Source organism: Methylobacterium amylolyticum (genome assembly GCF_030700245.1).
GTDB lineage: Bacteria > Pseudomonadota > Alphaproteobacteria > Rhizobiales > Beijerinckiaceae > Methylobacterium.
On record NZ_JAUYZI010000009.1, the window covers coordinates 1 to 25,638 of the forward strand.

Annotated in this window: 28 protein-coding genes and 1 riboswitch; of the genes, 17 read left to right on the forward strand and 11 right to left on the reverse strand. The window is 71.6% G+C overall.

What is annotated here, in order from left to right:
• Positions 1-50: 50 nt before the first annotated feature.
• The gene (locus Q8W71_RS08600) at positions 51-1,418 is read right to left on the reverse strand and encodes an IS110 family RNA-guided transposase (RefSeq protein ID WP_370875368.1); all 1,368 of its coding nucleotides are present in this window, start codon (positions 1,416-1,418) and stop codon (positions 51-53) included.
• Positions 1,419-1,496: 78 nt separating this feature from the next.
• Positions 1,497-1,760, reverse strand: a complete 264-nt coding sequence (locus Q8W71_RS08605; RefSeq protein WP_305525063.1) for a hypothetical protein — start codon at positions 1,758-1,760, stop codon at positions 1,497-1,499.
• 170 nt (positions 1,761-1,930) lie between these two features.
• Between Q8W71_RS08605 and Q8W71_RS08610 the strand changes: the two genes are divergently transcribed.
• Positions 1,931-3,553: an ABC-F family ATP-binding cassette domain-containing protein gene (locus tag Q8W71_RS08610; RefSeq protein WP_305524937.1), complete on the forward strand. Its 1,623-nt coding sequence runs from the start codon at positions 1,931-1,933 to the stop codon at positions 3,551-3,553.
• Between the two features lie 10 nt (positions 3,554-3,563).
• Positions 3,564-4,568: a DUF2891 domain-containing protein gene (locus Q8W71_RS08615; RefSeq protein WP_305524938.1), complete on the forward strand. Its 1,005-nt coding sequence runs from the start codon at positions 3,564-3,566 to the stop codon at positions 4,566-4,568.
• Positions 4,569-4,793: 225 nt separating this feature from the next.
• Here Q8W71_RS08615 and Q8W71_RS08620 read toward each other — a convergent pair whose 3' ends face one another.
• A complete protein-coding gene (locus Q8W71_RS08620; RefSeq protein ID WP_305524939.1) occupies positions 4,794-5,087 on the reverse strand; it encodes a hypothetical protein in 294 nt (97 codons plus the stop codon).
• Between the two features lie 125 nt (positions 5,088-5,212).
• A complete protein-coding gene (locus tag Q8W71_RS08625) occupies positions 5,213-6,073 on the reverse strand; it encodes a C40 family peptidase (RefSeq protein ID WP_305524940.1) in 861 nt (286 codons plus the stop codon).
• A 290-nt stretch (positions 6,074-6,363) separates the two neighbouring features.
• On the opposite strand from Q8W71_RS08625, the gene Q8W71_RS08630 reads away from it, so the two are divergent.
• Positions 6,364-6,717, forward strand: coding sequence for a hypothetical protein (locus tag Q8W71_RS08630; RefSeq protein WP_305524941.1), 354 nt, complete (start codon positions 6,364-6,366; stop codon positions 6,715-6,717).
• 52 nt (positions 6,718-6,769) lie between these two features.
• Here the strand turns inward: Q8W71_RS08630 and Q8W71_RS08635 are convergent, their stop codons facing one another.
• Together Q8W71_RS08635 and Q8W71_RS08640 are read right to left on the reverse strand one after the other, a co-directional pair.
• The gene (locus Q8W71_RS08635) at positions 6,770-7,459 is read right to left on the reverse strand and encodes an SDR family oxidoreductase (protein WP_305524942.1); all 690 of its coding nucleotides are present in this window, start codon (positions 7,457-7,459) and stop codon (positions 6,770-6,772) included.
• 187 nt (positions 7,460-7,646) lie between these two features.
• Positions 7,647-8,357 (reverse strand): MgtC/SapB family protein, encoded by a 711-nt coding sequence (locus tag Q8W71_RS08640; protein ID WP_305524943.1) that lies wholly within the window; start codon positions 8,355-8,357, stop codon positions 7,647-7,649.
• Positions 8,358-8,554: 197 nt separating this feature from the next.
• Between Q8W71_RS08640 and Q8W71_RS08645 the strand changes: the two genes are divergently transcribed.
• The 8 genes from Q8W71_RS08645 to Q8W71_RS08680 all read left to right on the forward strand — a co-directional run bounded on the left by Q8W71_RS08645 (position 8,555) and on the right by Q8W71_RS08680 (position 16,237).
• The gene (locus tag Q8W71_RS08645; protein WP_305524944.1) at positions 8,555-9,550 is read left to right on the forward strand and encodes an AAA family ATPase; all 996 of its coding nucleotides are present in this window, start codon (positions 8,555-8,557) and stop codon (positions 9,548-9,550) included.
• On the forward strand, positions 9,547-10,464 hold the full coding sequence (locus Q8W71_RS08650; RefSeq protein ID WP_305524945.1) for a DUF58 domain-containing protein: 918 nt from the start codon (positions 9,547-9,549) through the stop codon (positions 10,462-10,464). Before Q8W71_RS08645 ends, Q8W71_RS08650 begins: the two co-directional genes overlap by 4 nt.
• A gap of 246 nt (positions 10,465-10,710) precedes the next feature.
• On the forward strand, positions 10,711-11,175 hold the full coding sequence (locus tag Q8W71_RS08655) for a DUF4381 family protein (RefSeq protein ID WP_305524946.1): 465 nt from the start codon (positions 10,711-10,713) through the stop codon (positions 11,173-11,175).
• A gap of 8 nt (positions 11,176-11,183) precedes the next feature.
• Positions 11,184-12,188 carry a VWA domain-containing protein gene (locus Q8W71_RS08660; RefSeq protein WP_305525064.1) on the forward strand — a complete coding sequence of 335 codons (1,005 nt, stop codon included), beginning with the start codon at positions 11,184-11,186 and terminating at the stop codon, positions 12,186-12,188.
• Positions 12,185-13,108, forward strand: a complete 924-nt coding sequence (locus Q8W71_RS08665) for a VWA domain-containing protein (RefSeq protein WP_305524947.1) — start codon at positions 12,185-12,187, stop codon at positions 13,106-13,108. The genes Q8W71_RS08660 and Q8W71_RS08665 overlap by 4 nt, the downstream gene beginning before the upstream one ends.
• 30 nt (positions 13,109-13,138) lie before the next feature.
• Positions 13,139-14,044: a tetratricopeptide repeat protein gene (locus Q8W71_RS08670; protein WP_305524948.1), complete on the forward strand. Its 906-nt coding sequence runs from the start codon at positions 13,139-13,141 to the stop codon at positions 14,042-14,044.
• 266 nt (positions 14,045-14,310) lie between these two features.
• A complete protein-coding gene (locus tag Q8W71_RS08675; RefSeq protein WP_305525065.1) occupies positions 14,311-15,555 on the forward strand; it encodes a hypothetical protein in 1,245 nt (414 codons plus the stop codon).
• Positions 15,556-15,724: 169 nt separating this feature from the next.
• Positions 15,725-16,237, forward strand: coding sequence for a hypothetical protein (locus tag Q8W71_RS08680; RefSeq protein WP_305524949.1), 513 nt, complete (start codon positions 15,725-15,727; stop codon positions 16,235-16,237).
• Between the two features lie 108 nt (positions 16,238-16,345).
• Here the strand turns inward: Q8W71_RS08680 and Q8W71_RS08685 are convergent, their stop codons facing one another.
• A complete protein-coding gene (locus tag Q8W71_RS08685) occupies positions 16,346-17,158 on the reverse strand; it encodes an MBL fold metallo-hydrolase (protein ID WP_305524950.1) in 813 nt (270 codons plus the stop codon).
• Between the two features lie 96 nt (positions 17,159-17,254).
• Positions 17,255-17,322, forward strand: a riboswitch (Fluoride riboswitch).
• Between the two features lie 77 nt (positions 17,323-17,399).
• On the opposite strand from Q8W71_RS08685, the gene crcB reads away from it, so the two are divergent.
• Positions 17,400-17,789: a fluoride efflux transporter CrcB gene (gene crcB / locus Q8W71_RS08690; protein WP_305524951.1), complete on the forward strand. Its 390-nt coding sequence runs from the start codon at positions 17,400-17,402 to the stop codon at positions 17,787-17,789.
• 135 nt (positions 17,790-17,924) lie between these two features.
• Here crcB and Q8W71_RS08695 read toward each other — a convergent pair whose 3' ends face one another.
• On the reverse strand, positions 17,925-18,755 hold the full coding sequence (locus Q8W71_RS08695) for a pyruvate, water dikinase regulatory protein (protein WP_305524952.1): 831 nt from the start codon (positions 18,753-18,755) through the stop codon (positions 17,925-17,927).
• Positions 18,756-19,245: 490 nt separating this feature from the next.
• Between Q8W71_RS08695 and Q8W71_RS08700 the strand changes: the two genes are divergently transcribed.
• The 3 genes from Q8W71_RS08700 to Q8W71_RS08710 all read left to right on the forward strand — a co-directional run bounded on the left by Q8W71_RS08700 (position 19,246) and on the right by Q8W71_RS08710 (position 21,495).
• Positions 19,246-20,367 carry a uroporphyrinogen decarboxylase gene (locus Q8W71_RS08700; protein WP_305524953.1) on the forward strand — a complete coding sequence of 374 codons (1,122 nt, stop codon included), beginning with the start codon at positions 19,246-19,248 and terminating at the stop codon, positions 20,365-20,367.
• 4 nt (positions 20,368-20,371) lie between these two features.
• Positions 20,372-20,803 carry a protoporphyrinogen oxidase HemJ gene (gene hemJ, locus Q8W71_RS08705; RefSeq protein WP_305524954.1) on the forward strand — a complete coding sequence of 144 codons (432 nt, stop codon included), beginning with the start codon at positions 20,372-20,374 and terminating at the stop codon, positions 20,801-20,803.
• Positions 20,804-21,141: 338 nt separating this feature from the next.
• Complete coding sequence (locus tag Q8W71_RS08710; RefSeq protein WP_305524955.1) at positions 21,142-21,495, forward strand: lysozyme inhibitor LprI family protein; 354 nt, start codon at positions 21,142-21,144, stop codon at positions 21,493-21,495.
• A gap of 168 nt (positions 21,496-21,663) precedes the next feature.
• Here the strand turns inward: Q8W71_RS08710 and Q8W71_RS08715 are convergent, their stop codons facing one another.
• Positions 21,664-22,149 (reverse strand): RT0821/Lpp0805 family surface protein, encoded by a 486-nt coding sequence (locus tag Q8W71_RS08715; RefSeq protein ID WP_305524956.1) that lies wholly within the window; start codon positions 22,147-22,149, stop codon positions 21,664-21,666.
• An 86-nt stretch (positions 22,150-22,235) separates the two neighbouring features.
• On the opposite strand from Q8W71_RS08715, the gene pdxH reads away from it, so the two are divergent.
• Entirely contained in the window at positions 22,236-22,868 is a 633-nt protein-coding gene (gene pdxH, locus Q8W71_RS08720; protein WP_305524957.1) for a pyridoxamine 5'-phosphate oxidase, read from the forward strand.
• Positions 22,869-22,927: 59 nt separating this feature from the next.
• Here the strand turns inward: pdxH and Q8W71_RS08725 are convergent, their stop codons facing one another.
• Positions 22,928-23,623 carry a 50S ribosomal protein L25/general stress protein Ctc gene (locus Q8W71_RS08725; RefSeq protein ID WP_305524958.1) on the reverse strand — a complete coding sequence of 232 codons (696 nt, stop codon included), beginning with the start codon at positions 23,621-23,623 and terminating at the stop codon, positions 22,928-22,930.
• A gap of 302 nt (positions 23,624-23,925) precedes the next feature.
• Between Q8W71_RS08725 and Q8W71_RS08730 the strand changes: the two genes are divergently transcribed.
• Positions 23,926-24,930 (forward strand): hypothetical protein, encoded by a 1,005-nt coding sequence (locus Q8W71_RS08730; protein ID WP_305524959.1) that lies wholly within the window; start codon positions 23,926-23,928, stop codon positions 24,928-24,930.
• On the opposite strand, the gene Q8W71_RS08735 is transcribed toward Q8W71_RS08730, so the two are convergent.
• Positions 24,893-25,630: a methyltransferase domain-containing protein gene (locus Q8W71_RS08735; RefSeq protein ID WP_305524960.1), complete on the reverse strand. Its 738-nt coding sequence runs from the start codon at positions 25,628-25,630 to the stop codon at positions 24,893-24,895. The genes Q8W71_RS08730 and Q8W71_RS08735 overlap by 38 nt on opposite strands.
• Positions 25,631-25,638: the final 8 nt, after the last annotated feature.

Sequence of the window (25,638 nt, forward strand, 5' to 3'; positions counted from 1 at the left end):
CCCGCGCCGTCATCGCGAGCCGCAGGCGAAGCGATCTACCGTGTCTCGGGTCAAGCGGGTTTGAAGGGCTTTCCGGCTCGGATCATCGCGTTGAGGACGGTGACGAGCTTCCGCAGGACGGCGATGAGGGCGAGCTTGTGGGGTTTGCCGTCGGCGCGCAGGCGGTCGTAGACGGCCGTGAAGGTGGGGTTGTGGCGGCTTGCGGTCAGCGCTGCCATGAACAGCACGTCGCGCAGGGGCTTGCGGCCGCCGGCGATGGCGGCGGCGCGCAGGGCCGAGCCGCTGTGGCGGGTGATGGGGGCGACGCCCACGAGGGCGGCGACGGTGCGGCGGTTGAGGGTGCCGATCTCGGGCAGCCAGGCGAGGACGGCCTGACAGGCGCGCGGGCCGACGCCCTTGCACGAGCGCAGCAGGGCGGCCTTGCGGGCGAGGTCGGCGTCGGCGGCGATGGCGGCGTCGAGGGCTTGGGTCATCGCGGCGATCTGCGCCTCGATCACGGCGAGGCAGGCCGCGATCGAGGCGCGCACGGCCGGGCTCTCGGCGCGCTCGGCCCGGCAGCGCTCGGCGTGGCGCTGGTCCTTGAGCTGGGTGAGGCGGGCCATCAGCTCGGCCAGGGCGCGCTGGGCCGGGCTGGGCGGGGGCACGGCGGCCTCGTCTGCGGTGAAGGCGGCCAGCCCCGCCAGGACGGCGGCGTCGATCCGGTCGGTCTTGGCCAGCCGGCCCGTGGCGCGGGCGAACGCGCGGGCGCGGTTGGGGTGGAGGCGGCGGATCGGCAGACCGAGGCTCTGGGCGGCGGCCAGCAGCGGGCGCTCGTAGCCGCCGGTGGGCTCGTAGGCGAGGGCGGCGCAGGCGGCGGGCGCCCAGGGGCCGGCGAACGCCGCCGCCAGGGCCTCGGGGGTGTTGGCGGTGCGCAGGCTGCGGCCGGTGGTGTCGGCGAGATCGACCCAGGCCTTGGACACGTCGGCGCCGACGAAGCGGGCCGCAGGCGAGGGAGCGGGGGACGGAGCAGGCGGCGTGGGGAAGGGCGTGGGGAAGGGCGTGGCGGGGGACGTTCCGGCGCGGGACGTTGCGCTGGGCTGGACGGAGGCTACCATGGCGAGACCTTTCGCGAGAGAGGCGAGGTCCTCTGGCACCGGATCGTAGGCTCGGGCTGCTCCCGCTCTACCGTTCGTGCTCAAGACCGCGGAGGGACGGCCGGCGGATCCAGATTGCTTGCGACCTCGCGGTCCACCCAGGAGCGATCTCGCCGGCCGCCCTCCATCATCGGTCCGACCGGTCAACCGGCAAACCGATGGAGATGACGTACGACCCAGGGCTGCGCGCGTTCTCCGGACGTTGGCGCCGCTGGATTGCTTCGCTGCGCTCGCAAAGACGGCGTGGTGACGACGAGCGCTCCGATCGGAAACCGGATCGGGCATCGTGGGGCGATCGCCGAGCCCGCTCGGGCCGGTGCGGCGACCTCCGTGCCAACACGACGGCCCGCGCTGGACGACCTCTCAACCCCTCCGCCCGAGCCGCTTGGCGTTCGCCTGCACCTTGCGCCGGTAGTGGCGGATCACCCTCCCGTTCGAGGCGCCGGAGGCGACCATCAGCGCCGCCTCGCCGGCCGCCATGACCTTCTCGGTGACCATGCGCTGCGCTTCGAGCTGCGCCGCGGGACCGCCCATCGCCAGCATCGCCATGCGCTGCGCGATGACGCCCTGCGCCTCGAACCCGAGCATGGCCATGTCCAGGCCCGCTTTCCACCACCCGAACAGCATCGTCGCCCCCGTCATCGCCTCGGGCAACCGCCGAGCCGGACGTTGGGTCCCGGGCAGGGATGCTGAGGCCGGGAGACCCGGACATGCGTGCGATGCGGGGGCATGGCTTTGCGCAGGCACGGTCCGTGCCGTAAGCGCGGGCGGGACATCCCGTTGAGCCCGCGCGACGCATGATACGCCTGGACAGACTCGTCAAACAGAACGGGCGGCAGCTCGTCTTCATCGAGGCCTCCGCCGCCCTCCAGCGCGGGGAGAAAGTCGGGCTGGTGGGCCCGAACGGCGCCGGCAAGACCACCCTGTTCCGGATGCTGACCGGCGAGGAGCAGCCCGACGAGGGGCAGGTGGTGGCCGAGCGCGGCATCACGATCGGCTATTTCAGCCAGGATGTCGGCGAGATGGCCGGCCGCAGCGTCGTGGCCGAGGTGATGGACGGCGCCGGCCCCGTGAGCGCGGTCGCGGCGGAACTGGCCGAGCTCGGCGCGGCGATGGCCGATCCCGACCGGGCCGACGAGATGGACGCGCTGATCGAGCGCTACGGCGAGGTCCAGGCCCGGTTCGAGGAACTCGACGGCTACGCCCTGGAGGGCCGCGCCCGCGAGACGCTGGCGGGGCTCTCCTTCAGCCAGGAGACCATGGACGGCGATGTCGGCGCCCTGTCCGGGGGCTGGAAGATGCGCGTGGCGCTCGCCCGCATCCTGCTGATGCGCCCGGACGTGATGCTGCTCGACGAGCCGAGCAACCACCTCGACATCGAGAGCCTGATCTGGCTCGAGGATTTCCTGAAGGGCTACGACGGCGCCCTCTTGATGACCTCGCACGACCGCGAGTTCATGAACCGGGTGGTCGGCAAGATCATCGAGATCGACGGCGGCGCGCTCACGACCTACTCGGGCGACTACGCCTTCTACGAGGGCCAGCGGGCGCTCGCCGAGGCGCAGCGCCAGGCGCAGTTCGAGCGCCAGCAGGCGATGCTCGCCAAGGAGATCGCCTTCATCGAGCGCTTCAAGGCCCGGGCGAGCCACGCCGCGCAGGTGCAGAGCCGGGTGAAGAAGCTCGACAAGATCGAGCGGATCGAGCCGCCCCGGCGCCGCCAGACGGTCGCCTTCGAGTTCCAGCCGCCGCCGCGCTCGGGCGACGACGTGGCGATGCTGAAGGGCGTGAACAAGCGCTACGGCGGGCGGGTGATCTACGAGGGGCTCGACTTCTCCGTGCGCCGCCGGGAGCGCTGGTGCGTGATGGGCATCAACGGTGCCGGCAAGTCGACGCTCCTGAAGCTCGTGACCGGCACCATGACGCCGGATTCCGGCACGGTGACGGTGGGCGGCAGCGTCAAGCTCGGCTACTTCGCCCAGCACGCCATGGACCTGCTCGACGGCGAGCGCACCGTGTTCCAGTCGCTCGAAGACGCCTTCCCGCAGGCGGGCCAGGGCTCGCTGCGCACGCTCGCCGGCTGCTTCGGCTTCTCGGGCGACGACGTCGAGAAGCGCTGCCGGGTGCTCTCTGGCGGCGAGAAGGCGCGGCTGGTGATGGCGCGCATGCTCTACGACCCGCCGAACTTCCTCGTGCTCGACGAGCCGACCAACCACCTCGACATGGACACCAAGGCGATGCTGGTCGCCGCGCTCGCCGAGTTCGAGGGCACGATGCTGTTCGTGAGCCACGACCGCCATTTCCTGGCCGCGCTCTCGAACCGCGTGCTCGAACTGACCCCCGACGGCGCCCACCAGTACGGCGGCGGCTACACCGAGTACGTCGCCCGCACCGGCCGGGAGGCGCCGGGCCTGCGGAGCTGAGCGGGATCCGATGCCGCACGTCCTCACCCCCGGGATCGCCGACCGTTTCGCGGCGATCACCCTCGGCCACGTCACCCGGGAATACCCGTACAAGACCGGGCTCGTGCTCGCCGGGCCTGAGGACGCGCGCGTGCCGTCCGCGCTGCACCCGATCTTCCACGGCAGCTTCGACTGGCATTCCTGCGTCCACGGCTACTGGCTGCTCGCCAACCTGCTCGGGCGCTTTCCGGACGGTCCCCACGCGGGGGCGACCCGCGCCCTGTTCGACCGGCAGCTCGTGCCGGACAAGGTCGCGGGCGAGTGCGCGACCTTCCGGGCGCCGGCCGCCCGCGGCTTCGAGCGGCCCTACGGCTGGGCGTGGCTGCTGAAGCTCGCCGACGCCCTGGCGCGCCTGCCGGAACCGCGCTGGGCCGGGGCCCTGGCGCCGCTCGCCGACCTGATCGCCGACCGGTTCCGCGCGTTTCTGCCGCTGGCGGCCTACCCGGTCCGGGTCGGGACCCACTTCAACACCGCCTTCGCCCTGAATCTGGCGGCCGATTACGCGGAGGGCCGGGCGGATGCGGGCCTGTCGGCGCTGCTGCAGGACACCGCGCTGTCCTGGTACGGCGGCGACCGCGACTGCCCCGCCTGGGGCGAGCCCGGCGGCGACGATTTCCTGTCCTCCGCGCTGATCGAGGCCGCGTGCATGCGGCGCCTGCTGCCGCCGGAGGACTTCGCGCCCTGGTTCGACCACTTCCTGCCGGATCTCGCGGCGGGCCGGCCGGCCACCCTGTTCGCGCCGGCGCGGGTGACCGATCGCAGCGACGGCAAGATCGCCCATCTCGACGGGTTGAACCTCAGCCGGGCGTGGTGCTTCCGGTCGCTCGCCGAGGCCGTGCCGCCGAACGACCCGCGCGCCGCCGCCATGCGCGCGGCGGCCGAGGCGCATCTCGCCGTCAGCCTCCCGCACCTGTTTGCCGACTACATGGGCGAGCACTGGCTCGCCAGCTTCGCGCTTCTGGCGCTGGAGGCCTGAGGGTCCGTTCGGGACGACGCGCGCAGCCCAGGATCGCGTCGCGGCCGTTCGCGATGGCGGGCGCGGGCTCGATGCGGTGTCCCCGCGCCGTGGAATGTGGCTGGTCTCGGTTCGACGGACACGTCGTGGCCGGACGAGAAGGGCCGCGACCCGCTCAGGAGGCGGGTGCGGCCCTCGGTCCGTGTCGTCGAATCGCGCGGGCGGGGAAGCCCGTCCGTTGCCGGCTCAGTAAGGCTGGCCGTAATAGGGCCGCAGGCGCAGGCGCGGCTGGGCGGCCGGGGGTGCGGCGTAGGCGGCCGCGGCCTCCGGATCGTAGGTTCGGAGGTAGGGGTCGAGGGCGGGGTCGCGGTAATTGCCGTTGTTGACCCCCGCCGAGCGGTCGTTGCCGTTCAGCGCGGCGTAGGGCGAGAGCCCGCTGCCGCTGTTGCCGCCGGCCCCGCCACCGAAGGCCAGGGCCGCGCCCGAGAGGCCGACGAGCATCGCCGCCGCCAGGGGAAGCCGTGCAGTCCGGATCGTCATGGTCGCCTCTCAGGTCGCTTCTGGTGTCTAACGCAGTCCATCGTCATCGAACGGCCTGTCGATCGAACGGCCAAGCGTGGCCGTAAGTTCCGTGGCCGGCAAGGTCTTGCGGGCGCCGAGCCCCGTCACAGCCGGCGGATCCCCGTGACCGGGCCGTAGCTGGTCGCGAGGATCCGCGCCGCCGCCTCGGCCAGCGGCTCCACCGCGACGCTCATGTGGTGGCCGTTGGCGTGGATGAGGCGTGCGGCATCGAGCATCATCCCGACATGGCCCTTCCAGAACACGAAGTCGCCGCGTTGCAGGCCGTCGCTTTGCAGAGCGTCGTGGACCGGCGGCAGGGGCCGGCCCAGCGCCCGCTCCTGCATGTCCGCGTCGCGCGGGCAGGGCAGGCCGGCGGCGTCGAGGCAGAGCTGCACCAGCCCCGAGCAGTCGAGGCCGAGGGTGGTGCGGCCGCCCCACAGGTAGGGCGTGCCGACCATGCGCTCGGCGGTGCCGGCGTAGTCCGGCGCGGCCTCTCCGACCGGGACACAGTGGCGGGCGAACACGTAGCCGCCCGGCGTCTCCAGGTACGCCCCCGCCGCGCCGGTCACGACGAGGCGCGCGCCGAGGCTCAGATGCGCGCAGGGCGGGCGCTTCAGGTCGGGGGCCGGGTAGAGGAAGGTGCGCAGGGCCGCGACGCGGTGCGTCGGCTCGGGGCCGGCCGGCCCGAGGCTGTCGGCGGGCAGGTAGCCGACGTAGCCGTCGCGCGCGAGCTGCACGAGGACGTGGTCGCCGACCGCGTCGTAGGCGGTCACGGCGTCGCCGAGCAGCGCCTCCGTGTCGGTTCCGGACTCCGGCGACGGCGCGCGGCGCAGCGGGGCCGAGGGCACGACCACCCGGGCCGGCTCGCCCGCGACGTAGCGCTCGGCGGCGACCACGCCGCGCAGCGCGACGTCGGCGGCGTGGGGCCGGGCGGGGGTCAGGCGCGGGTCGAGGGTCTGCGTCATCGGCGGCCTTGAGGGAGGTGCGATCCTGGCGCCGGGACGTCAACCGACCGCTTCCGCAGGACCGCCAGCGCTCTGCGGCAAGACGACGCAGGACGCTCGGATCGCGGGGCGATGCGGGGTGCTGAAGCGGGACCGCGCGCCGGGCTCCATCCTTCTGATGCCGGCCTTCAAATGCAGGTGAACGTCACGGGAAACGGGGGCGGTCAGTCTGTCCGCCACGCAGCCCTGACGCCCGACTCAGGATTTTGATGCACTGCACAACACCGCAGATCCAGGCTATGATGCGCCCCATGAAGACCGCGAGTCGCCCCGTGAAGAAGTCGCCGAAGAGCTTCGCCGACCTGCCCCCGATCCGGGTGCGGCGTGAGCCCCCGACCGTCAACGAGGCGGTCGCCGCCGCGCAGGATCTGTCCGACGACGTCGAGCAGCAGGTCGAGATCGCCGCCGGGCTGATCGGCCTGCCCTCGGACGAGGTGCGCCCGCACGTGCTGGCGGCCAAGCGCCTCAAGCCGGAGCGCGCGCCGGAGCGGATCCTGACCCAGGCGAGCCCGAGCCGGGCGCCGCGTACCGTGGTCGTGGAGCGCCGCACGCGCCCGACCGTGGTGGTCGAGCGGCGCATCCGCCCCCTCGACCCGCGCCGCTGACTTTCTTCGCGGTTTCGGGCCCGCCCGGCCGCTGCCGGGCGGGTTTCTCGTGTCACCACGCCAGCGTGTCGCCTCGGTAATCGAGGTACTGGACACCCGGCCGGCCGAGCTGCGCCGCGATCACGTCGGCGAGGCCGGCGACGCTGGTCTCCACGTCGATGTCGGCCTCCGCGCCGCCCATCTCGGTGCGGACCCAGCCCGGATGCAGGATCAGCACGGACGGGCTCTCCGCCCGGTGGCGGACCGCGAAGCTGCGGGCGAGGGTGTTCAGCGCCGCCTTGCTCGCCCGGTAGGTCTCCCAGCCGCCCGTCTCGTTGAGCGCGACGCTGCCGAGGATCGAACTCATCACCGCGAGGCTGCCGCCGGGCGCGAGCCGGTCGCGGAAGGCTTCCAGGAAGCGGATCGGGCTCACCGCGTTGGTGAGGTAGACCTGGGCCGCGACCTCCCGCGACACCGCGTGCACCGGGTCGTGCGCCTGCGTCGCGACACCCGCCACCACGAAGATCAGGTCGTAGCGCTCAGGTCCGAGGCGGTCGTGCAGGGACGCCACGCCCGCGTCATCGTCGATGTCGGCGGTCTCGACCCGCAGGGCCGCGGAATTCAGGGCGGCGAGGCCCTGTGAAGGCCGGCGCTCGGTCGCGGTGACCTGCCAGCCGCGCGCCAGGAAGGTCTCGACGAGGCCGAGGCCGAGGCCGCGCGAGGCGCCGACGATCAGGGCGCGCTTTTGGGAATCGTTCGCCATGGTGCTCTCCGGGAGGCCGGGTTCAAGGTCCGGTCCTCCGGGGCGATGATCTCGGCCCGGCCGCCGCTCCGGGCCAGTCCGCCGCCGGCGGAGGCGTGCGCTGCCGCACGAACGGCGGTCGGGTGTCCCGCGCGGCGAGCGGGTGTGGACGAAACTTGTCACACCCACACGGCCAAGTCCGAAAAAATCAATCGGTGGTCTGGATGGACCAGGTGGCGTGGCGGATGCCCGGGGCACGGGCGAGGTCGGCGGTGACGGCGTCGAGTTCGGCGGCCTCGACGGCGCTGGCGGTGAGGGTGGCGATGACCTCGACCGCCTCCTCGCCGCGCTCCTCCACCTCGATGGCGCCGACGGGATAGTTCGCCGCCTCCAGCCGCTCGACGAGGAGGTCCTGGGCCGGGCCGGCGGCGCCGGGGGCGGTGGTGACCTGCACCTCGTAGGTCGCCTCGGTCTCGGATTCGCGGATCGGCAGGCGGTCGATCAGCTTCACGAGCGGGCGCAGGGCGGTGTTGCAGGCGAGCACCGTGACCGCCACGAATACCGCCTCCAGCGGCAGGTCGGCCCCCGCGAAGGCGCCGACCGCGGCCGAGCACCAGAGGGTGGCGGCCGTGTTGAGGCCGCGGACGTTCATGCCCTCCTTCATGATCACGCCGGCGCCGAGGAAGCCGATGCCGGAGATCACGTAGGCGACGGTGCGGGTGCCCCCCTCCGGCCCGGTGAGGCGCATGCCGAGATCGACGAAGGCCGAGGCGCCCACCGCCACCAGCACGGCGGTGCGCAGGCCGGCGGTGCGCTGCCGGTACTGCCGCTCGACCCCGATCAGGGTGCCGAGGCCGAAGGCGACGGCGAGGCCGAGGGCGGACCGGGCGGGTTCGGGGAGGCTGGCGAGCAGATCCATGGTGGCAGCGCTCTAGGATCGGCCGTGTGACGGGACCGTGACGCCGTGTGCCGGGGAGATGGGCCAAGGTAGGATTGACGGCCGCCCCGGCCAGCGGGCACACCGGCGCCCCTGAGGATCCCTTAAGAAAACGGGACCCGGGCCGAGGAGACGCGTCGGATGCAGAACGGGATTCCCGCCCCAGGAGCCGTCCCGGCATGAGCGATGCCGTCCCGGCCGAGCGCCCGCCGGAAGCCGCCGCCCTGCACGGCCGGGTCCTGGCGCTGCGCGACGGGCTGGAGCGGGGCCTGATCGGCGCCTCCGGCCTCGTCGAGCGGCTGCTGATCGGCCTCCTCACCGGCGGCCACCTGCTGATCGAGGGCGCGCCGGGGCTCGCCAAGACCCGGGCGGTCAAGCGCCTCGCCGACGGGCTCGACGGCTCCTTCGCCCGCATCCAGTGCACGCCGGACCTGATGCCGGCCGACCTCACCGGCACCACCGTGTGGCGCCAGGACAGCGGCACGTTCGAGTTCCTGCAAGGCCCCCTGTTCCACGCCCTCGTCCTCGTCGACGAGGTGAACCGCGCGCCGCCGAAGGTGCAGTCGGCCCTGCTGGAATCGATGGCCGAGGGGCAGGTGACGGTCTCGGGGGTCACGCACCGGCTGTCCGACCCGTTCATGGTGGTGGCCACCCAGAACCCGATCGAGCACGCGGGCACCTTCCCGCTGCCGGAGGCGCAGCTCGACCGCTTCCTGCTGCACGTCGTGGTCGACATGCCCGACGAGGGCACCGAGCGGGCGATCCTCGACCTCGTCGAGGGCGAGCTGACCCACCACGCCGAGCCGATGCCGACCCGGCTGACGCTCGCCGAGGTTCGCGCGGCCCGGGAGGCGGCGCTCGCGACCTACGTGTCGCCCGCTTTGAAGGACTACCTCGTGCGGCTGGTGGCGGCGACCCGCACGGACGCGGCGGCGCCGGACCTGCGCGCCCAGATCGAGCACCCGGCCTCGCCGCGCGGCACGCTGGCGCTGATGATGGCCGGCAAGGCGCGGGCGTGGCTGCACGGCCGCGACCACGTGACCCCCGAGGACGTCACGGCTCTCGCCCGCGACGCCCTCTCGCACCGCATCGGCCTGACGTGGCGCGCGGCCGCCGAGGGCCGGACCGCCCGCTTGCTGATCGACGAGCTGGTGCGACGGGTGCGGGCGCTGTGAGGACGGGCGCCGCCCCGGCCTCCAGTCCCGATGCCGGCATCCACCTCTCCGGCGAGGCGCTGATGGGCCTGCGCCATCTCGCGCGCCGCGGCGGGATGCCCGCGACCCGGACGCTGGCCGGCCTGCCCGGCGGGATCGTCACCCGGCGGCGCGGGCGCGGCTCCGAGCCGGAGGACGTGCGGCCCTGGACCGAGGGCGACGACCGCCGCCACATCGACCGCAACGCCACCGCCCGCACCGGCCAGTTGCACGTGCGCACCCACCACGACGAGCGTGACCGCGCGGTGGTGCTGCTCGCCGATTTCCGCCCGGCCATGCTGTTCGGCACCCGCCGGGCGCTGCGCTCGGTGGCGGCGGCCGAGGCGCTGGCGCTGCTCGGCTGGCGGATCGCCGCGGATGGCGGCCGCATCGGCCTCGCGGTCGCGGGCGTCGGCGAGCCGACGGTCCTGCGGCCGTCGGGCGGCGAGCGGGCGATGACCGCCGTCACCGGCGCCCTGGCCGCCGCCCACGCCCGCGCCCTGGAGAGTGCCGAGGCGGCCGACCCGCCGCTGGAGCCGGTGCTCGCCGCCGCCGCGAGCCTGCTGCCGTCGGGCGGCCACCTCGTGATCGCCAGCGCGCTGGACACGCCCGGCCCGGGCTTCGACGGGTTGCTGACGCTGGTGGCGGAGCGCGTCTCGGTCCGGCTGATCCTGGTGAGCGACGCGTTCGAGCGCGTGCGCCGTCCGGGCTTCTTCCCCTACGCGCTGGCGAACGGGCGCCGCGGCGTCCTGCGCGCCGACGGGGCGGGCGGGGCGAGCGCCGACGCGCGGCTGGCCGACTACGCCCGCCGCGGCATCGGCGGCCTGCGCCTCGACGTGGAGGCCGGGCCCGAGGCCTACGCGCCGCTGATGGAGCGGCTCGATGCGGTGCTGTAATTCTTTCGAGACATCCGCGCCCCTCCCTCCCCCCTCTGCGGGGGAGGGTACCCTGCGCAGCAGGGGAGGAGAGGGGAGCGCCGTCTACGGAAGACGCGCGACGGGTGCCGCCTCCCGCATCGTCGCGCTGCCCCTCTCCCGACCCCCGCTCACGCGAGAGGCGCCCATCGGGCCACCCTCCCCCGCAGAGGGGGGAGGGATGGGCGCGGACGCCGGGCGCCGTACCTGCGCGCTCGTGTACGCCCCATGACCCCCGCCGACGCCCCCCTGACCCTCGACGCCCTGCGCGGACTGCACCTGCCGGGCGGGGCCGCGGGCGCCGTGCAGGGCGAGATTCTCGCCGCCGCCGCGCTGGGCTTCCTGGCCGCGCTGCTCGTCGGCGCACTGCGGGTCCTCCGGGTCCGGGCGCGGGCCACGGTGCGGCGGGCGGCGCTGGCGGAGCTGGCGGGCAGCCGCGGGCTCGATCCGGACGCGCGCCTCGTCGCCCAGGCCCGGCTCCTGCGGCGGCTCGTGCGGACCGTATCGGGCGACGCCGACGCCGCGGTGCAGGGCGGCGACTGGGCGAGGCGGCTCGATGCCCTGTTCCGCACCGACTTCTTCACCGCCGGCGCCGGCCGGGTGCTCGCGGACGGCCTGTACCGGCGGCAGACGCCCGACCTCGATCGCCTCGACGCCGAGCTCGGCCGGCTGATCGGGCGGCTGCGGGCATGAGCGCGCTCCTGCCCGCGTGGCTCGGCGCCCTCGCCACCTTCGATCTCGCGGCGCCCTGGGCGCTGCTCGCCCTGCCGCTGCCCTGGCTCGCGGCGCGGCTGCTGCCGCCGGAGCGCGCGGGCGGCGGCGCGTTGCGCGTGCCCGGAACCCTGGCCGCGGAAGCCGGGCAGGGGGTCGACATCGCGGCCCGCGGCCGGCGCCGGGCCGCGGTCACCTGGACCCTGTGGGTTGCGCTGGTCGCCGCCCTGGCCGGGCCGCGGATCGTGCTGCCGGCCAAAGCTTTGCCGGCGTCCGGGCGCGAGATCGTGGTGGCGATGGATCTGTCGGGCTCGATGGAGCGGCGCGATTTCGCCCTGGACGGCGAGACGGTGAGCCGGCTCAACGCCGTCAAGCGGGTGGGCGCCGACTTCATCCGCAGACGGGCCGGGGACCGGATCGGCCTCGTGATCTTCGCCGACCAGGCCTACGTCGCCGCCGGGCTGACCTTCGACGCCGCCTCCGTCGCCCGCGCCCTGGAGGAGGCGACGATCGGCATCACCGGGCGCTCGACCGGCATCGGCGACGGGCTGGGCCTCGCCCTGCGCCGCCTCGACCCCCGGGAGCCGGCCGGACCGGGCGGCCCGCCGGCCGCGGCCAAGGCGGTGGTCCTGCTCTCCGACGGCGTCAACAACGCCGGGCAGACCGCGCCGCGGGACGTGGCCGACCTCGCCAAGACCCTTGGGATCAAGGTCTACACCATCGCGCTGGGCCCCCGCGACCTCGCCGACGCGAACGGCGAGCAGGACGTGGTCGACAGCGAGACCCTGCGGACGATGGCCGAGGTGAGCGGCGGCCGGGCCTTCCGGGTACGCACCACCGACGACCTCGTCCGCGTGACCGACGCCATCGACGCCCTGGAGGGCGGCCGGGCGACGGCGCCGCCGGTGCCCCTGCGCCGCGACCTCTGGCCCTGGCCCGCCGCGCTGGCGCTGCTCTGCGCCGCCGGGCTGCTGGCGACCCGGGGGCGCGCGTGATCGACGCGCTGGCCCTGCTGCGCCCCTGGTGGCTCGCCGCCCTGCCCGTGGTGGCGGTGCTCGCCGTCGTCGCGGTCCGCCGCGCCGCGCCGCTCGGCGACTGGGGCCGCGCCGTCGATCCGGCGCTGATGACCCATCTCGCCCGCTCCGGCGCGGTGCTCGGCGGCCGCAGGCGGGCGAGCCTCGCGGCCGCGCTCGCCGCCGGGCTGATCGCCCTGGCGCTCACCGGTCCGGCCGTGGAGCGCCGGGACGCGGCGACCTTCCGCAACCTCGACGAGACCGTCATCGTCCTCGACCTGTCCCGCTCCGTCGCCGAGGGCGGCAATCTCGGCGCCGTGCGGCAGGCCGCGGCCGCCGTCGCCGAGGCCGCCGGCACCCGGGCGGTGGCCTTGGTCGTCTACGCGGGCGACGCCTACCTCGCCGTCTCGCCCACCACCGACCGCGACAGCCTCGGCACCACCCTGTTCGCCCTCGACGCCGACACCGTGCCCGACCGCGGCAGCCACCCGGAGCGCGGCCTTGCGCTCGCCCGCCGCACCCTCGCCGAGGCCGACGTGGTCGCCGCCGACGTGGTGCTGATCAGCGACGGCGACGGGATCGGCGACGCGGCGGCCCGGGAGGCCCGGGCCCTGCGCGACCGCGGCTGGCGCCTCCAGACCCTGTTCGTGCCGGCGGGTCAGACCGTGCCCCCGGGCGCGCCGAGGCCCGACGCCCTCGCCCTCGCCCGGCTCGCGGCGGCGGGCGGCGGGGTCGCGGCCGACGTGACCGCCCCGGCCCCGGTGCTCGACGCGGTGGCCGAGCCCACCGCCCGCCACCTCGCCGCGGGCGGCTACGGCGTGTTCGCCTACGCCGATCTCGGGCGCTGGCTGCTGCTGCTCGCCGCCCTGCCGGCCCTGCTTCTGTTCCGCCGGAGCGCGTGACATGCTGCGCGCGAGAAGGGAGCGCCCGATATGACGGCCGGCCTCGCCCCCCCGCCCCGCGCCGCCCTGTCCCCGGGCTGGGGGCGCCGCGCCCGGATCGCCGGGCTCGGTCTCGCCGGCCTCGGCCTGCTCGGCGGCCTCGCCCTGTCGGAGCCGCGCACCGGCCTCGGCCGCGTGCTGATGGGCCTCGGCCTGCCGGGACTGGCCGCCGACGTGATCGCCGACCCGGCCTGGCGCGGCCCCGCCCTGTACGAGGCCGGGCGCTACGGCGAGGCGGTCGCGATCTTCCGGGCCGGCGGGCGGCGGGCGAGCTACAATCTCGGCAACGCCCTGGCGCGCTCCGGCGACCTCCCGGGGGCGGTCGAGGCCTACGACGAGGCCCTGCGCTACAACCCCCGCGACGCGGACGCCCAGGCCAACCGCGCCCTCGTCGCCCGCCTGCTCGCCGAGGCGATCGACCGCGGCCCCGGCGGCGGGATCGCCAACGGCACCGCCCAGTACGGCGCCCGCTACAACAAGACCGCCAACCAGGACCAGAACAACGACATCAACGCCTCCTCCAGCGGCGAGGGGCTGGCCGGCAACCGCGAGGCGGACAGCAGCGCCTCCCTGCCGGGCAACAGCGCGGTGGCCCGCCGCGGCCGCTCGGAGCAATCCGCCCTCGATCCGGGGGTGGGCCGCGCCCGCGGCTCGGCCGGCGACGCGGGCGGCCGCGGGCGCAGCGGGGTCGGCGCGGCGATGGTCGCCGAGTCGCCCGAGCGCGAGGCCCGCCGGGTGACGAAGAGCTTTGAGGCCCACGAGATCCGCCCCGACCGCCTGTGGCTCCAGACCCTGCCGGACGACCCCGGCCGCTACCTGAAGCTCCGCCTCAAGGCCGAGCAGGCCCGCCGCGTCGAGGCCGGCACCGCCATGCCCGCCGGGAGCAACCCGTGGTGATTGTTTTGGGACTTGGCGGAGAGGTTTCGAGCCCTCCCCCCTCTGCGGGGGAGGGTGGCCCCTGCGTGAGCAGGGGTCGGGAGAGGGGAACCCGGTTTCAGGCAAAGGCGCTGCGCGGGTGCGGGGCCCCTCGTCCGGCACCGTCGCTCCCCTCTCCCGACCCGCTTCGCGGGCCACCCTCCCCCGCAGAGGGAGGAGGGAGACCGCGCGCCTGCACCACCCGACGGGCGAATTCTTGCGTCCGCAGAGGGGGCAGCGACGTCGCGCTGGTCCTCGCCCTCCTGCTCGCCCTCCTCCTCGCCCCTCTGCCCGCCCGCGCCGAGATCGAGCCCGGCGACCTCACCCTCACGGTGACGCCGGAGCTGAACGGGGGCGCCGTGCCCTACCCGCGCGAGATGGTGCTGCTGCGCATCCACGGGGTCTACAAGCAGCCGATCATGCTGGAGGAGGTGATCCAGCCGACGCTCGCCAACTTCACCTGGACGCAGCTCGGCCGCGACCACTGGAGCCGCACCAAGCTGCCCGACGGCCAGAGCGCGCTGGCCTTCGACCGGACGGTGGCCGTCTTCCCCCACCACGCGGGCGACTTCACCATCGAGCCGTTCACGCACAAGCTCACCGTCAACGACGCGGGCGCCCGCCGGGTCGTCGAGGTGCGCTCGAACCCGATCCCGTTCCCGGTCGCGGCGTGGACCGCGCCGACCGGCGGGCCGGACGCCAAGGAGCCGTGGTGGCTCCCCGCCCGCGACGTGACGATCTCCGACACGTGGAGCCAGGACCCGGAGACGGTGAAGCTCGGCGAGACCGTGCGCCGGACCGTGACCCTGGAGGCGCAGGGCATGGTCGCCGAGGGGCTGCCGCCGCGGCCGGTGATGCGCACCCGCGGCATCCTCACCTTCGCCGGACCGGTCGCCCGCGAGACCCTGATCACCCCGTCGGGCCCCGTGGCCCGGGCGACCTACGTCTGGGACGTGAAGCCCGGCGTGCCGGAGGTGATCCCGCTCGACGCGATCACGATCCCCTGGTTCGACACGGGGACGCGGACGATGCGCGAGGCCGAGATCCCGGCCCGGCAGATCGGCGGCGGCCTGCCCGACCGGGAGACGGACCTCGCGCCCCCGGTCCGGGGCGGGCCGCTCGCCGCCGCCGCCGCGGCACTCGCCGCCTTCGGCCTCGGGCTGGCGCTCCTGGGCTTCGGCGCGGCGCGGGGCCGTCGGCGCCTCGCCGCCCCCGCGCGGCGGGCGCTGCACCGGGCCGCGCGGACGGGCGATCCGGTCCGGTTCCGGGCGGCCGTGGACGCGGCGCTGCGGGCGGCACCGGATCTCGCCGGGCTCTGGCGGGCCCGGCCCGAGACCGCCGCCCGGCTCGCCGCCCTGGATCGGGCCGTCTACGGAGGCGGGGACGCACCGGTGCCGGACCTCCCCGCCCTGGCGCGGGACCTGTCGCGCGGCGTGCGCGGGCCGGCGCCCGTCGCTGCGGGACGATTGCGGCCCCTCGACGGTCCCGCCTGATCCGGGAGCGGCTGCCCATTTTCCAGGCATGTAAGAAAATCGTGCAATAGCTCAAGTCCTGAGCAAGCATCAATGTTTTGCACCATCTTGCGGCATCTGTTTTCGGTCCGTAGATCTTGTTCGTCCGGGTGAGCGATCCCGCAGACCAAGGTTTCAGGAGGAACGAGGGATGGCGCGCAGCAACGAGGTCAAGGACCGTTTCCGGGAGCGGCTCGCGGCCGCGGACGCCCGCAGCAACGGCTTCCGCCAGAAGCTCCTCGAGGACGGCACCCGCGCGCTCCGCCCGGTGATCGAGGTCCTGACCCTGATGGCCGAGGTGCTCAACGAGGAGGACAACGTCCACGGCAGCATCCACGGCATCGAGCCCCAGATCGACCAGGACAACTTCATCGTCCTCTGCGCCAAGATGCGCGGGAACGAGACCGAGCAGAAGATCAAGATCAAGTACGGCCCCGAACTCGGCGGCAGCAACACCATCTCGGTCTCCGGCCTGAACCAGCGCTACAACGAGCAGCTGGTGCCGGGGGCGGGCTCCGTGGCGCATATCGGCCGGGTGATCGGCAGCGACATCCACCTGGACGAGAACCGGGGCGCGGAGCTCGCCGAGGTGGTGCGGGACGTGGTCGAGGATTTCTACGCCGCCCAGATCGAGCAGCGCAGCCACTTCGCAGCCGCGGCCTGACCGGCGATCCCGGACGGGAGACGGCACCGTCTCCCGCCCCCACGGTTGGTCCTCCCGGAACCGTCCCCGATCCCCGGATCGCGGGCGGTTTCTTCCTGTCCGGAGCGATCAGGGCTGCTCGGCGTCGAGGAGCGCCCGGTAGCGCGCCGCGGAGGCCCGAACGACGGCGTCGGCGCCCTCGCGGATGTGCAGGCCGAAGGCGCCGTAGATCCGCGCGAACCGCAGGCCGTCGAGCCGCGCCGCGATCCGCGCGACGCTGGCCCCCGAGAGCGGCAGCGCGTTGGGGTAGCTCCACTGGAACGACACGCTCTTCCGGTCGGCCCCCACCTGCAGGGTGTCGCCGACCATCAGCGCGCCCGCCCCCGCAGCGCCGGCCGCCCAGTGCAGCACCGTGCTGCCGGGGAAGTGGCCGCCGAGCCGGTGCAGCATCAGGCCCGGCCCGAGGGGCCGCACGTCCTCCTCCCAGAACGCCAGCCGGTCGTCCGGCCGCATCACCCAGGCCCGGTCGCGGGCGTGCAGGTAGACCGGGGCGTCGAGGGCGGCCGCCCAGTCCTGCATCGTCGTGTAGTAGTGCGGGTGCGAGATCGCGATACCGGTGATGCCGCCGAGCGCCTCGACGAGGGCGCGGGTGGCCGCGTCGCACAGGGCCACGCAGTCCCAGAGCAGGTTGCCCGTCGGCGTCCGGATCAGGAAGGCGCGCTGCCCGATGCCGAAGGCGGGCTGGGTCTGGATCTCGAACAGGTCCGGCTCGCGCTGCCGCCACGCGTTGGTGTGGCCGAGCGCCAGCGCCGCGGGCGTCGTCCAGCGCTGGCGCTCCACCGGCACGTACTGGCGCTCGTCCGCGCAGATCGGGCAGCGCCCGGGGGGCTCCGCCGCCTCCGGGTAGCTCGTCCCGCAGGCGGTGCACAGGAAGGTCGGCACGGGGATGCTCCGGCTCGGTGGGTCCCGGATCAACGCGCGAGCGTCGCCGAACGCGCCGCGACCGGCTTCCCCTCGCCCGCCCCATGCTCTAAGGCCGGCCGCGATGGGGATGGAGCTCCCCGACAACCGCCCGCGTCCCGCGGGCTGATGGCTCCTACCGCACGGGCGCGCTCCGCCCGCGGTAGGGCCGTGCGCCCGAGCCGCGCGGGGCCGCCCGACCCGAAGGAGAGGACGGGCAGGCATGTTCAACACCCTCATCGTGATCCTCGGCGCCGGGCTGGGCGGCGGGGTCCGGCACGGCATCAACGTCGCGGTCGCCCGCGCCCTGCCGGGGCTCGGCTTCCCGCTGGCGACGCTGCTCATCAACGTGCTCGGCTCGTTCCTGATGGGCGTGCTCGCCGAGGGCTTCGCGCTGCGCGGGGCGGCCGGCCACCCGGCGCGGCTGTTCCTCACCACCGGGATGCTCGGCGGCTTCACCACCTTCTCGACCTTCTCGCTCGACGCGATCAGCCTCTACCAGCGCGGTGAGACCGGCGCGGCGGCGGCCTACGTGCTCGCCTCGGTGATCGCGGGCCTCGCCGGGCTGGTGGCCGGCCTCGTGCTGACCCGGGCGGTGCTCGGGGGGCCTTGAGCCTCATGAAATGGGGTTCCCAAAGGGCTGCGCCCTTTGGTGGGTCATCAGGACAAAGTCCTGATATTGCAGGGTTCCACCCTGCACCCGCGAAAGGGTGCGCCCTTTCGAAACCTTGATCTCCCGCGCCCAGCCTCACACCGCGATGAACTTCATCCGGTGGTCGCGGTGCAGGTCGAGGATTGCCGCCGCGGTCTCCTCGATGGAGCGGCGGGTCACGTCGATCGTCGGCCAGCGGTTGCGGACGAACAGCCGGCGCGAGGCGGTGATCTCGTCGGCCACCGCCGAGCGGTCGACGTAGAGCGAGGATTCGTCGGCGTTGAGGCTGGAGAGCCGGTTCTGGCGGATCTGGACGATGCGCTCCGGCGACGCGAACAGGCCGACGACCAGGGGCTTCTTCGCCGCCTCGATCGCCGGCGGCAGCGGCACGCCCGGCACCAGCGGCAGGTTGGTGGTCTTGAGGCCGCGGTTGGCGAGGTAGATCGAGGTCGGCGTCTTCGAGGTGCGGCTGACGCCCAAGAGGATCACGTCGGCCTCCTCCAGGTCGTCCGGCAGGTTGCCGTCGTCGTGGGCGAGCGTGAAGTTCATTGCGTCGATGCGCTTGAAGTACTCGGCGTTCAGCATGTGCTGGGCGCCGGGCCGGGCCGCCTTCTGCGCGCCGAGGTAGGATTGCAGCAGGTCGTGGACCGGTTGCAGCACCGACAGGCACGGCGAGCCGCTCTCGCGCGCCGCCGCCTCCAGGGTCTGGCCGAGGTCGCCGCCGACGAGCGTGTAGAGCACGAGGCCCGGCGCCGCCCGGATCTCCGAGATCACCCGGTCGAGCTGCGCCGCCGAGCGCACCAGCGGGTAGACGTGCTCGATCGCCGAGATGCCCTCGTACTGCGCCGCCGCCGCGCGGCCGACGTTGATCAGCGTCTCGCCGGTGGAGTCGGAGACGAGGTGGAGGTGGAAGTAGCTGCGGCCCATACCCGTCGCCCGCTCGGTCGCCGTCCGGAAAGCGCTCCGCGCCGGACCGGCGGCCGCCGCGACGCCACATGCTCTCGGTCATCCACCGGCGACCGCCGGGGCGTGGACAGGTGTGGATAGGTCGCTCCGTTCGGCCGGTCCAGCGGGGCGGGTGCGCGAACCATCGACTCCGCCTTACACAGGCGGACGATCGGGACACGCGGAATCGGCGCCGTGGGAGAATCCGGGACGTCGCGGGGCCCGCGGGGGCCGGGGGCAGGCGCAAGACACTGAGCCTGCGACCGCTTCCCGAAGAATGGCGGGAATCCTTTAAAGCTCCGTTAACGGCGCGGTGGCGGGGACGGGCTGTGGACACGGTTGCGCTCCCGCCGTTCAGCCCCCAAGAGAAAAAAGAGAGTCTAGATTCTCTCTTCTCTTTGAGAGGGCCCGTGTGGGGATCGTCGCGCCCCGTCCGGACAGGCCAGGGGCGACAGGGGTCGAGCGAGCAGGCATGGCGACCGGACCGGACAGGAAGCTGCTGCGCGCGCTCTCCGGGGAGGCACTGTCGCCGCCCCCGGCCTGGGTCATGCGGCAGGCGGGACGCTACCTGCCGGAGTACCGGGCGACGCGGGCGGAGGCCGGCTCGTTCCTCGACCTCTGCTACAGCCCGGATTTCGCGGTCGAGGTGACCCTCCAGCCGATCCGCCGCTTCGGCTTCGACGGGGCGATCCTGTTCTCCGACATCCTCGTGGTGCCGCACGCGCTCGGCCAGGACGTGCGCTTCGTGGAAGGCGAGGGGCCCCGCCTCGACGCGCTGACCGGGCGCGCGGCCTTCGACCGGCTGCGGGAGGCCGGCGACCCGGCGATCTTCACCCATCTCGCCCCCGTGTTCGAGACGGTCGGGCGGCTGCGCGCCGAGCTGCCGCCCGAGACCACCCTGCTCGGGTTCTGCGGCGCGCCCTGGACGGTGGCGAGCTACATGATCGGCGGCCGGGGCACGCCCGACCTCGCCCCGGCCCGGGCGCTCGCCGAAGCCGACACGGCGCTGGTCGACGCGCTGATCGACCGCCTCGTGACGGTGCAGACCGAGTACCTCGTGCGCCAGTTCGAGGCCGGGGCCGACGCGGTGCAGATCTTCGAGTCCCACGCCGGGGTGCTGCCGGCCGCGCGTCCCCCCACGGCCGGGACCGTGGAGCCGGTCGGCGACGTGGCCGAGAGCGCCCTCCCGGGAGGATCCGAGGATGCCCTGACCCGCTGGTCCCTGAAGCCGATCGCCCGGATGGTCGCCGGGGTCCGCGCCCGGGTGCCGGGGGCGAAGATCATCGTGTTCGCCCGGGGCTCGGGGCTCGACGGCCATGCCCGGGTGATCCCCGAGACCGGCGCCGACGCGGTCGGCGTCGACTGGGCGGTGGACCTGAAGGCCCTGCGCGCCCGCCTGCCGGCCAGAACCGTCACCCAGGGCAACCTGCACCCGGAGACGCTGATCGCCGGCGGGGACGCGCTGGACGCGGCCGTCGACGCCGTGCGCGCGGCGACTGCCGGCCTGCCGCACGTGTTCAACCTCGGCCACGGCATCACCCCGCAGACGCCGGTCGCCCATGTCGAGCGCATGCTGGCGCGGCTGCGGGGCTGAGAGCGTGCTCTACGACTGGCTCAAGGCGGGGCACATCGTCAGCCTGATCGCCTGGATGGCGGGAATGCTCTACCTGCCCCGGCTGTTCGTCTACCACGCGAGCCTGCCGCCGGGCTCGGAGGCGCAGTCGGCGACCTTCAAGGTCATGGAGCGGCGCCTGCTCAAGGCGATCATGACGCCCGCGATGATCGCGACCTGGGCGTTCGGGCTGGCGCTCGCGGGGATGAGCGGCTTCTACGCGAGCCCCTGGCTCCAGGTGAAGTTCGCGCTGGTGCTGGTGCTGTCGGGCATCCACGGCTGGCTCGCCCGCATGGTCAAGGACTTCGCCGCCGACCGGAACACCCGCGGCCACCGCTTCTACCGGGTGATCAACGAGGTGCCGACGCTGCTGATGATCGTCATCGTGATCCTCGCCACGGTGAAGCCGGGGTTCTGATCTTTTGGGACCTGCCTCGGAGCAATCCTGAAGTCCGCGCGCTCCCTCCCCCCTGTGCGGGGGAGGGTGGCCCGCGAAGCGGGTCGGGAGAGGGGAGCGACGGTGCCGAAGAAGGCGTTCGGCATGAGCTACGGAGACCTTGCCTGAAGCCGGGCTCCCCTCTCCCGACCCCCGCTCACGCGGGGGCCACCCTCCCCCGCACAGGGGGGAGGGAGACGCGGCGCGTGTGGAAGCTGCCGGTTTCGCCGGCTACGGCCGCAGGGTTCCGCGGAGCCCGCCGCCGTTAACCGTACCGCCGCGCCCGCGGAGCCACCCGTCGCCACCGCCCGTTGTCCCGCATGCCCAAGACGATCCCCACCGTGGCGCTCCCCGCCGCCCTCGCCCTCCTGGCCCTGACGGGGACTGCCCGCGCCGCGAGCTTCCCCTGCGACCGGGCCGAGGCGCCCGACGAGCGGGCGATCTGCGCCAACCTGTCCCTCAACGACCGGGACGTGGAGATGGCGACCCGCTACGAGATCCTGAAGGCCGTGCTGCCGATGGGCGGCCGCGCCAAGTTGCAGGACGACCAGGAGGCGTGGCTGACCGAGCGCCGCGCCTGCGGGGCAGACGTCGCCTGCCTGAAGAGCGCCTACGACGCGCGGCTGACGGTGCTGCGCGGCGTGCTCTCCGAGTTCGCCAAGCAGGGGCCGTAGTCGCCCGCGCCGTCACCGCCGCAACAGACAATCGCGAGCCCGAGGCGAGGCGGCGCAGCCAGTGCGCGTTCCCCGAAGGTGGCGCGGCCCCCGGTCGCTTCGCTCCCCGGGGACGGACGAGGACGACCACGGCCCCTTCGACCAGCTCCGGTACGGGCGCCGGGATCCCTACTGCGTCGGCTTGGCGGGGGCGGCCGCGCTGCGCACGCGCCGCAGCGTCCACTCGCCCCCCGACGGCTTGCAGCCGGTGCCGCGCACGAACCGGCTGCGGCCGGGCGCGACCACCGAGGCGAGGAAGTTGCGGCAGATCAGGTCGTCGGCGACGTAAGGAAGCCCCGTCGGGTTGACCGAGCCGTACAGGCCGGTCTCCGGGTTGTCCCACTTCACCGGGCGGCCGTTGCCCTGGGGATCGAGGGCGACGGACAGGGCCGCCTTGGCGCGCCGCCAATCCTCCTCCGCGAGGTCGTCGCCGAAGCTCGCCGGGCGCCGGGCGATGCTGCCGGTGACCGCCGGCTCCTCGGCCGCGGCGACGGGCTTCGGCTGTGCCCGGAACACCAGCAGCGGGCCGCTGCATCCGCACAGGCCGCCGCCCAGGGCGAGCAGCACGGGGATCCCCAGCTTGAGGCGGACGTCTTTACAGGCGCGCCAACGCATTACACCTGACTCACACGGGTTTCCCGTTCGAGGACCCGCGCCGCTGCCCCCTCAGGCCCCGGTCGCGACAGGCCAGGAGTTTTCGCGTGGACCAGTTAAGGAACGATGATCCGATTGCGCACGAGGCGACGGACTTCACCCGCGCGGAGGATCCGTTCGCGCTGTTCGCCGCCTGGATGACGGAGGCGGAGGCGTCCGAGCCGAACGACCCGAATGCCATGGCGCTGGCCACCGCCGACGCCGACGGGCTGCCGGACGTGCGGGTGGTGCTGCTCAAGGGCTTCGACGCGCGCGGCTTCGTGTTCTACACCAACGTCGAGTCGACCAAGGGCGCGGAGCTGGCGCAGAACCCGCAGGCGGCGCTGGTGCTGCACTGGAAGAGCCTCGGCCGGCAGGTGCGCGCCCGCGGCTCCGTCGCGCGCGTCTCGGCGGCGGAGGCCGACGCCTACTTCGCCAGCCGCCACCGCAACAGCCGGATCGGCGCCATCGCCAGCCGCCAGTCGCGCCCGCTCGCCGACCGCGCCACGCTGATCGCGGAGGTCGAGGCGCTGACCGCGCGCTACGGCGACGGCCCGGTGCCGCGGCCGGAGAACTGGACGGGCTTCCGGATCGCGCCGGTCACCCTGGAATTCTGGCAGAACGGTGCGTTCCGCCTGCACGACCGCGTCCGGTTCACGCGCGACGGCGACCGCTGGAGCCGCGCGCGGCTCTACCCCTGATATGAGAGAAGCCCCGGCGGGGCCGGGGCTTCTCGATGGTGTTGCCGGGGTGGAGAGGCTCAGGCCTCCTCGCCCTCGTCCTTCTTCTCGTCCTCGGCGGCCTCGCTCTCGGCCTCGGCCTTCTCCTCGGCGGCCTCGGCGGACTGCGCCTCGGCGATCGCGGCCTCCTCGGCCTCGACCTCGGCGCCGAGCACCGTCGGCGGCACGATGTTGGCCACCGGATCGGTCGGCTCGCCGGTGTGGGTGCCGGCCGGGATGGTGATGTCGGAGACGTGGATCACGTCGCCGATCTGGCGGCCGGTGAGGTCGACCTCGATCGCGTCCGGGATCTGGTCCGGGGCGACGTCGAGGGTGAGGGTGTGCGCGACGATGTTGAGGGTGCCGCCGAGCTTCTTGATGCCCGGGGCCGCGTCCTCGTTCAGGAAGTGCACCGGCACCTCGACGGTGACCGTCTGGCCGGAGACGACGCGGAGGAAGTCAACGTGCAGCGGCACGCCGGTGACCGGGTCGAGCTGGAAGTCGCGCGGGATCGCGCGCACGGTCTTGCCGCCGGCCTTGATCTCGAACAGCGTCGTCTTGAAGCCGCCCGCGTAGATCAGGGTGCGGGTGCGGATGAGGTCGACGGCGATGGCCTGCGGCGGCTGGCCGCCTCCGTACACGACGGCGGGAACCTGGCCCTGGCGACGAACGGCCCGGGCGGCCCCCTTGCCGACCCGGTCGCGTGCCACGGCCTCAAGCGTCTTCACTGCGCTCATGGCGTGATCCTTCGATGGCTGGAGCCGGAAAACGAAAAAGCCGCCCGAAGCGGACGGCCCGACCGTTCCCAGCGCGCCCCTGCCTCCAAGGGTGTCTCGGGGGCGCGGGCTGCGGATACACAGTTCGACGCAGGAAAGCAATTTCCCCTCCGTCGCATGGATCGAAGCCCATTTGCACCGGTTCGCCGGATGATGGATGAACGCTGGAGCGGCCGTGTCAAATTTGGCGCGCTTCCCCTGGTTGATATTGTTGGTATGATGCTACCCCAGCGATCAGTGAGGAATAACTAGGAATTATTCGCTTGAAGGTTCGTTTCGAACTCTTGGATTTAGATTCCCTCGTCGCGAAAGGAGGCGATTTCGAGCGCGCATTGACGTGCTATGTGCGATCAACCGCCGCATCTGAGCGAACAGACACGCGCGAGATAGCTTATTGGCGGGAAATCCCGGTTGCTGACAGAGAGGGTATTAGATATTTTGCTTTTAAGATAAATGGAGATATAGTTGGTTATGCTCAATATAGATATGTATTGTCTTCAAAGATAGCCATACTTGATTATTTATGTATTGATCCTCAGCAAGAAAGCAACGCGGCTTACTTTTCCTTCATAGAGTTGTTTTGCAACATAATCGAGGTCTCTCATGTTGTATCGTATATTACGACAGAGATAAATTTTAATATTGACAGTGAAACTAAAGATGAAGCAAATAGATACTGGCTGAGGGTTTTGGAACTTTCGGGCTTTAAAGTTGCGCAAACAAAATACTTGCTTCCGTCCCTATCCATAGAAGCACCCTTGGAAAATCGGCTGGGCGTTCTCATGATACGCTCGAACGAGAAAAGTCCACAAATGTCAAATCAAACCTATATTAATATTGTTCATAGCATGTATTTTTGTCATTATATTCCATGGTACAAGCCATTCAAGAAGGACTTAAGCGCATATCAGTCCGTCTTAAAGAAGGAGTTAGATCGAGTTTCCTCATCTGTCAAAAAATCAAACTTTGTGAAATTAAATGGATCTCTCAAGCATTCCGGTCTTGTAGCAACGGAACAAATCGAGCCATCACTCACTGGGAAGGCTATATATGCTCTGGTTCTATTTGGATTGTTTTTCATACTGATTGTTTCTGCTAGCATTGCAATACTATCTGTTTACTTTGGACTTGGATCATATGCATCCATATTGATATTTCTCGTGTCTCTTATTATATTTGCTGGATTAATCACATTATTTATGCCTAGCCGGGCAGAGACATTGAAGAGTCTCACGAGACCGATTTGGAAGTTGTTCTCCGGGCTATGATGAAGACGTTTGATGATCTATTTCTGAGAACTGGTATATTGCAAAATATTTGATCAATACCACAGGAAATAGATGTGGCAACATTGCTCTCCGTCAAGCGCCAAATCAGCGATGAAAGTGTATGTATGTTGATGACATCGACTATATCAAAACCAGCAGCGTTCAAAAGTGCTTTCACATGATTCAATGAAAATACCCAGATTGTTTCATCAAGGTCGTTGAAGTCAGTCAGAAATAAATAGGAAGATTTTCCATATATTTCGGTTCCATAATGCTCATAAGCGGCCGACTGCTCAAAATCGAATAAAAAATATCCTTTTTCTTCTATGACTCGAGAAACTTCAATAAACAATTCGGTCGGCGCACAGTAGTTTAAGACGGAACCAATTGCAATTATAGATCGAAATGATCTACTACTAAAGGGCATACGGTGCCCGTCCCCGCATACGGCATGTTGATCACGTGGCAGGGACTTCTCGGCTACGTCAAGATACACCATATCCAAATTTGAAATATTGTAGTTCTCGCTCGCGCTTCCTAAATTTAATATACGTCCACCGCATAGCAGTTCTTCTCTTGCTTTCAGAATCCGCCTGTAGTTTTTGTGTAAGTGGAAATGCCAATAATCAGCAGCATTCCAAATTTGCAGTTTATGGTTGTACTTGTTTCTGACCTCTCTGAGGGGAATTCTCTCAAACATAATTCCTA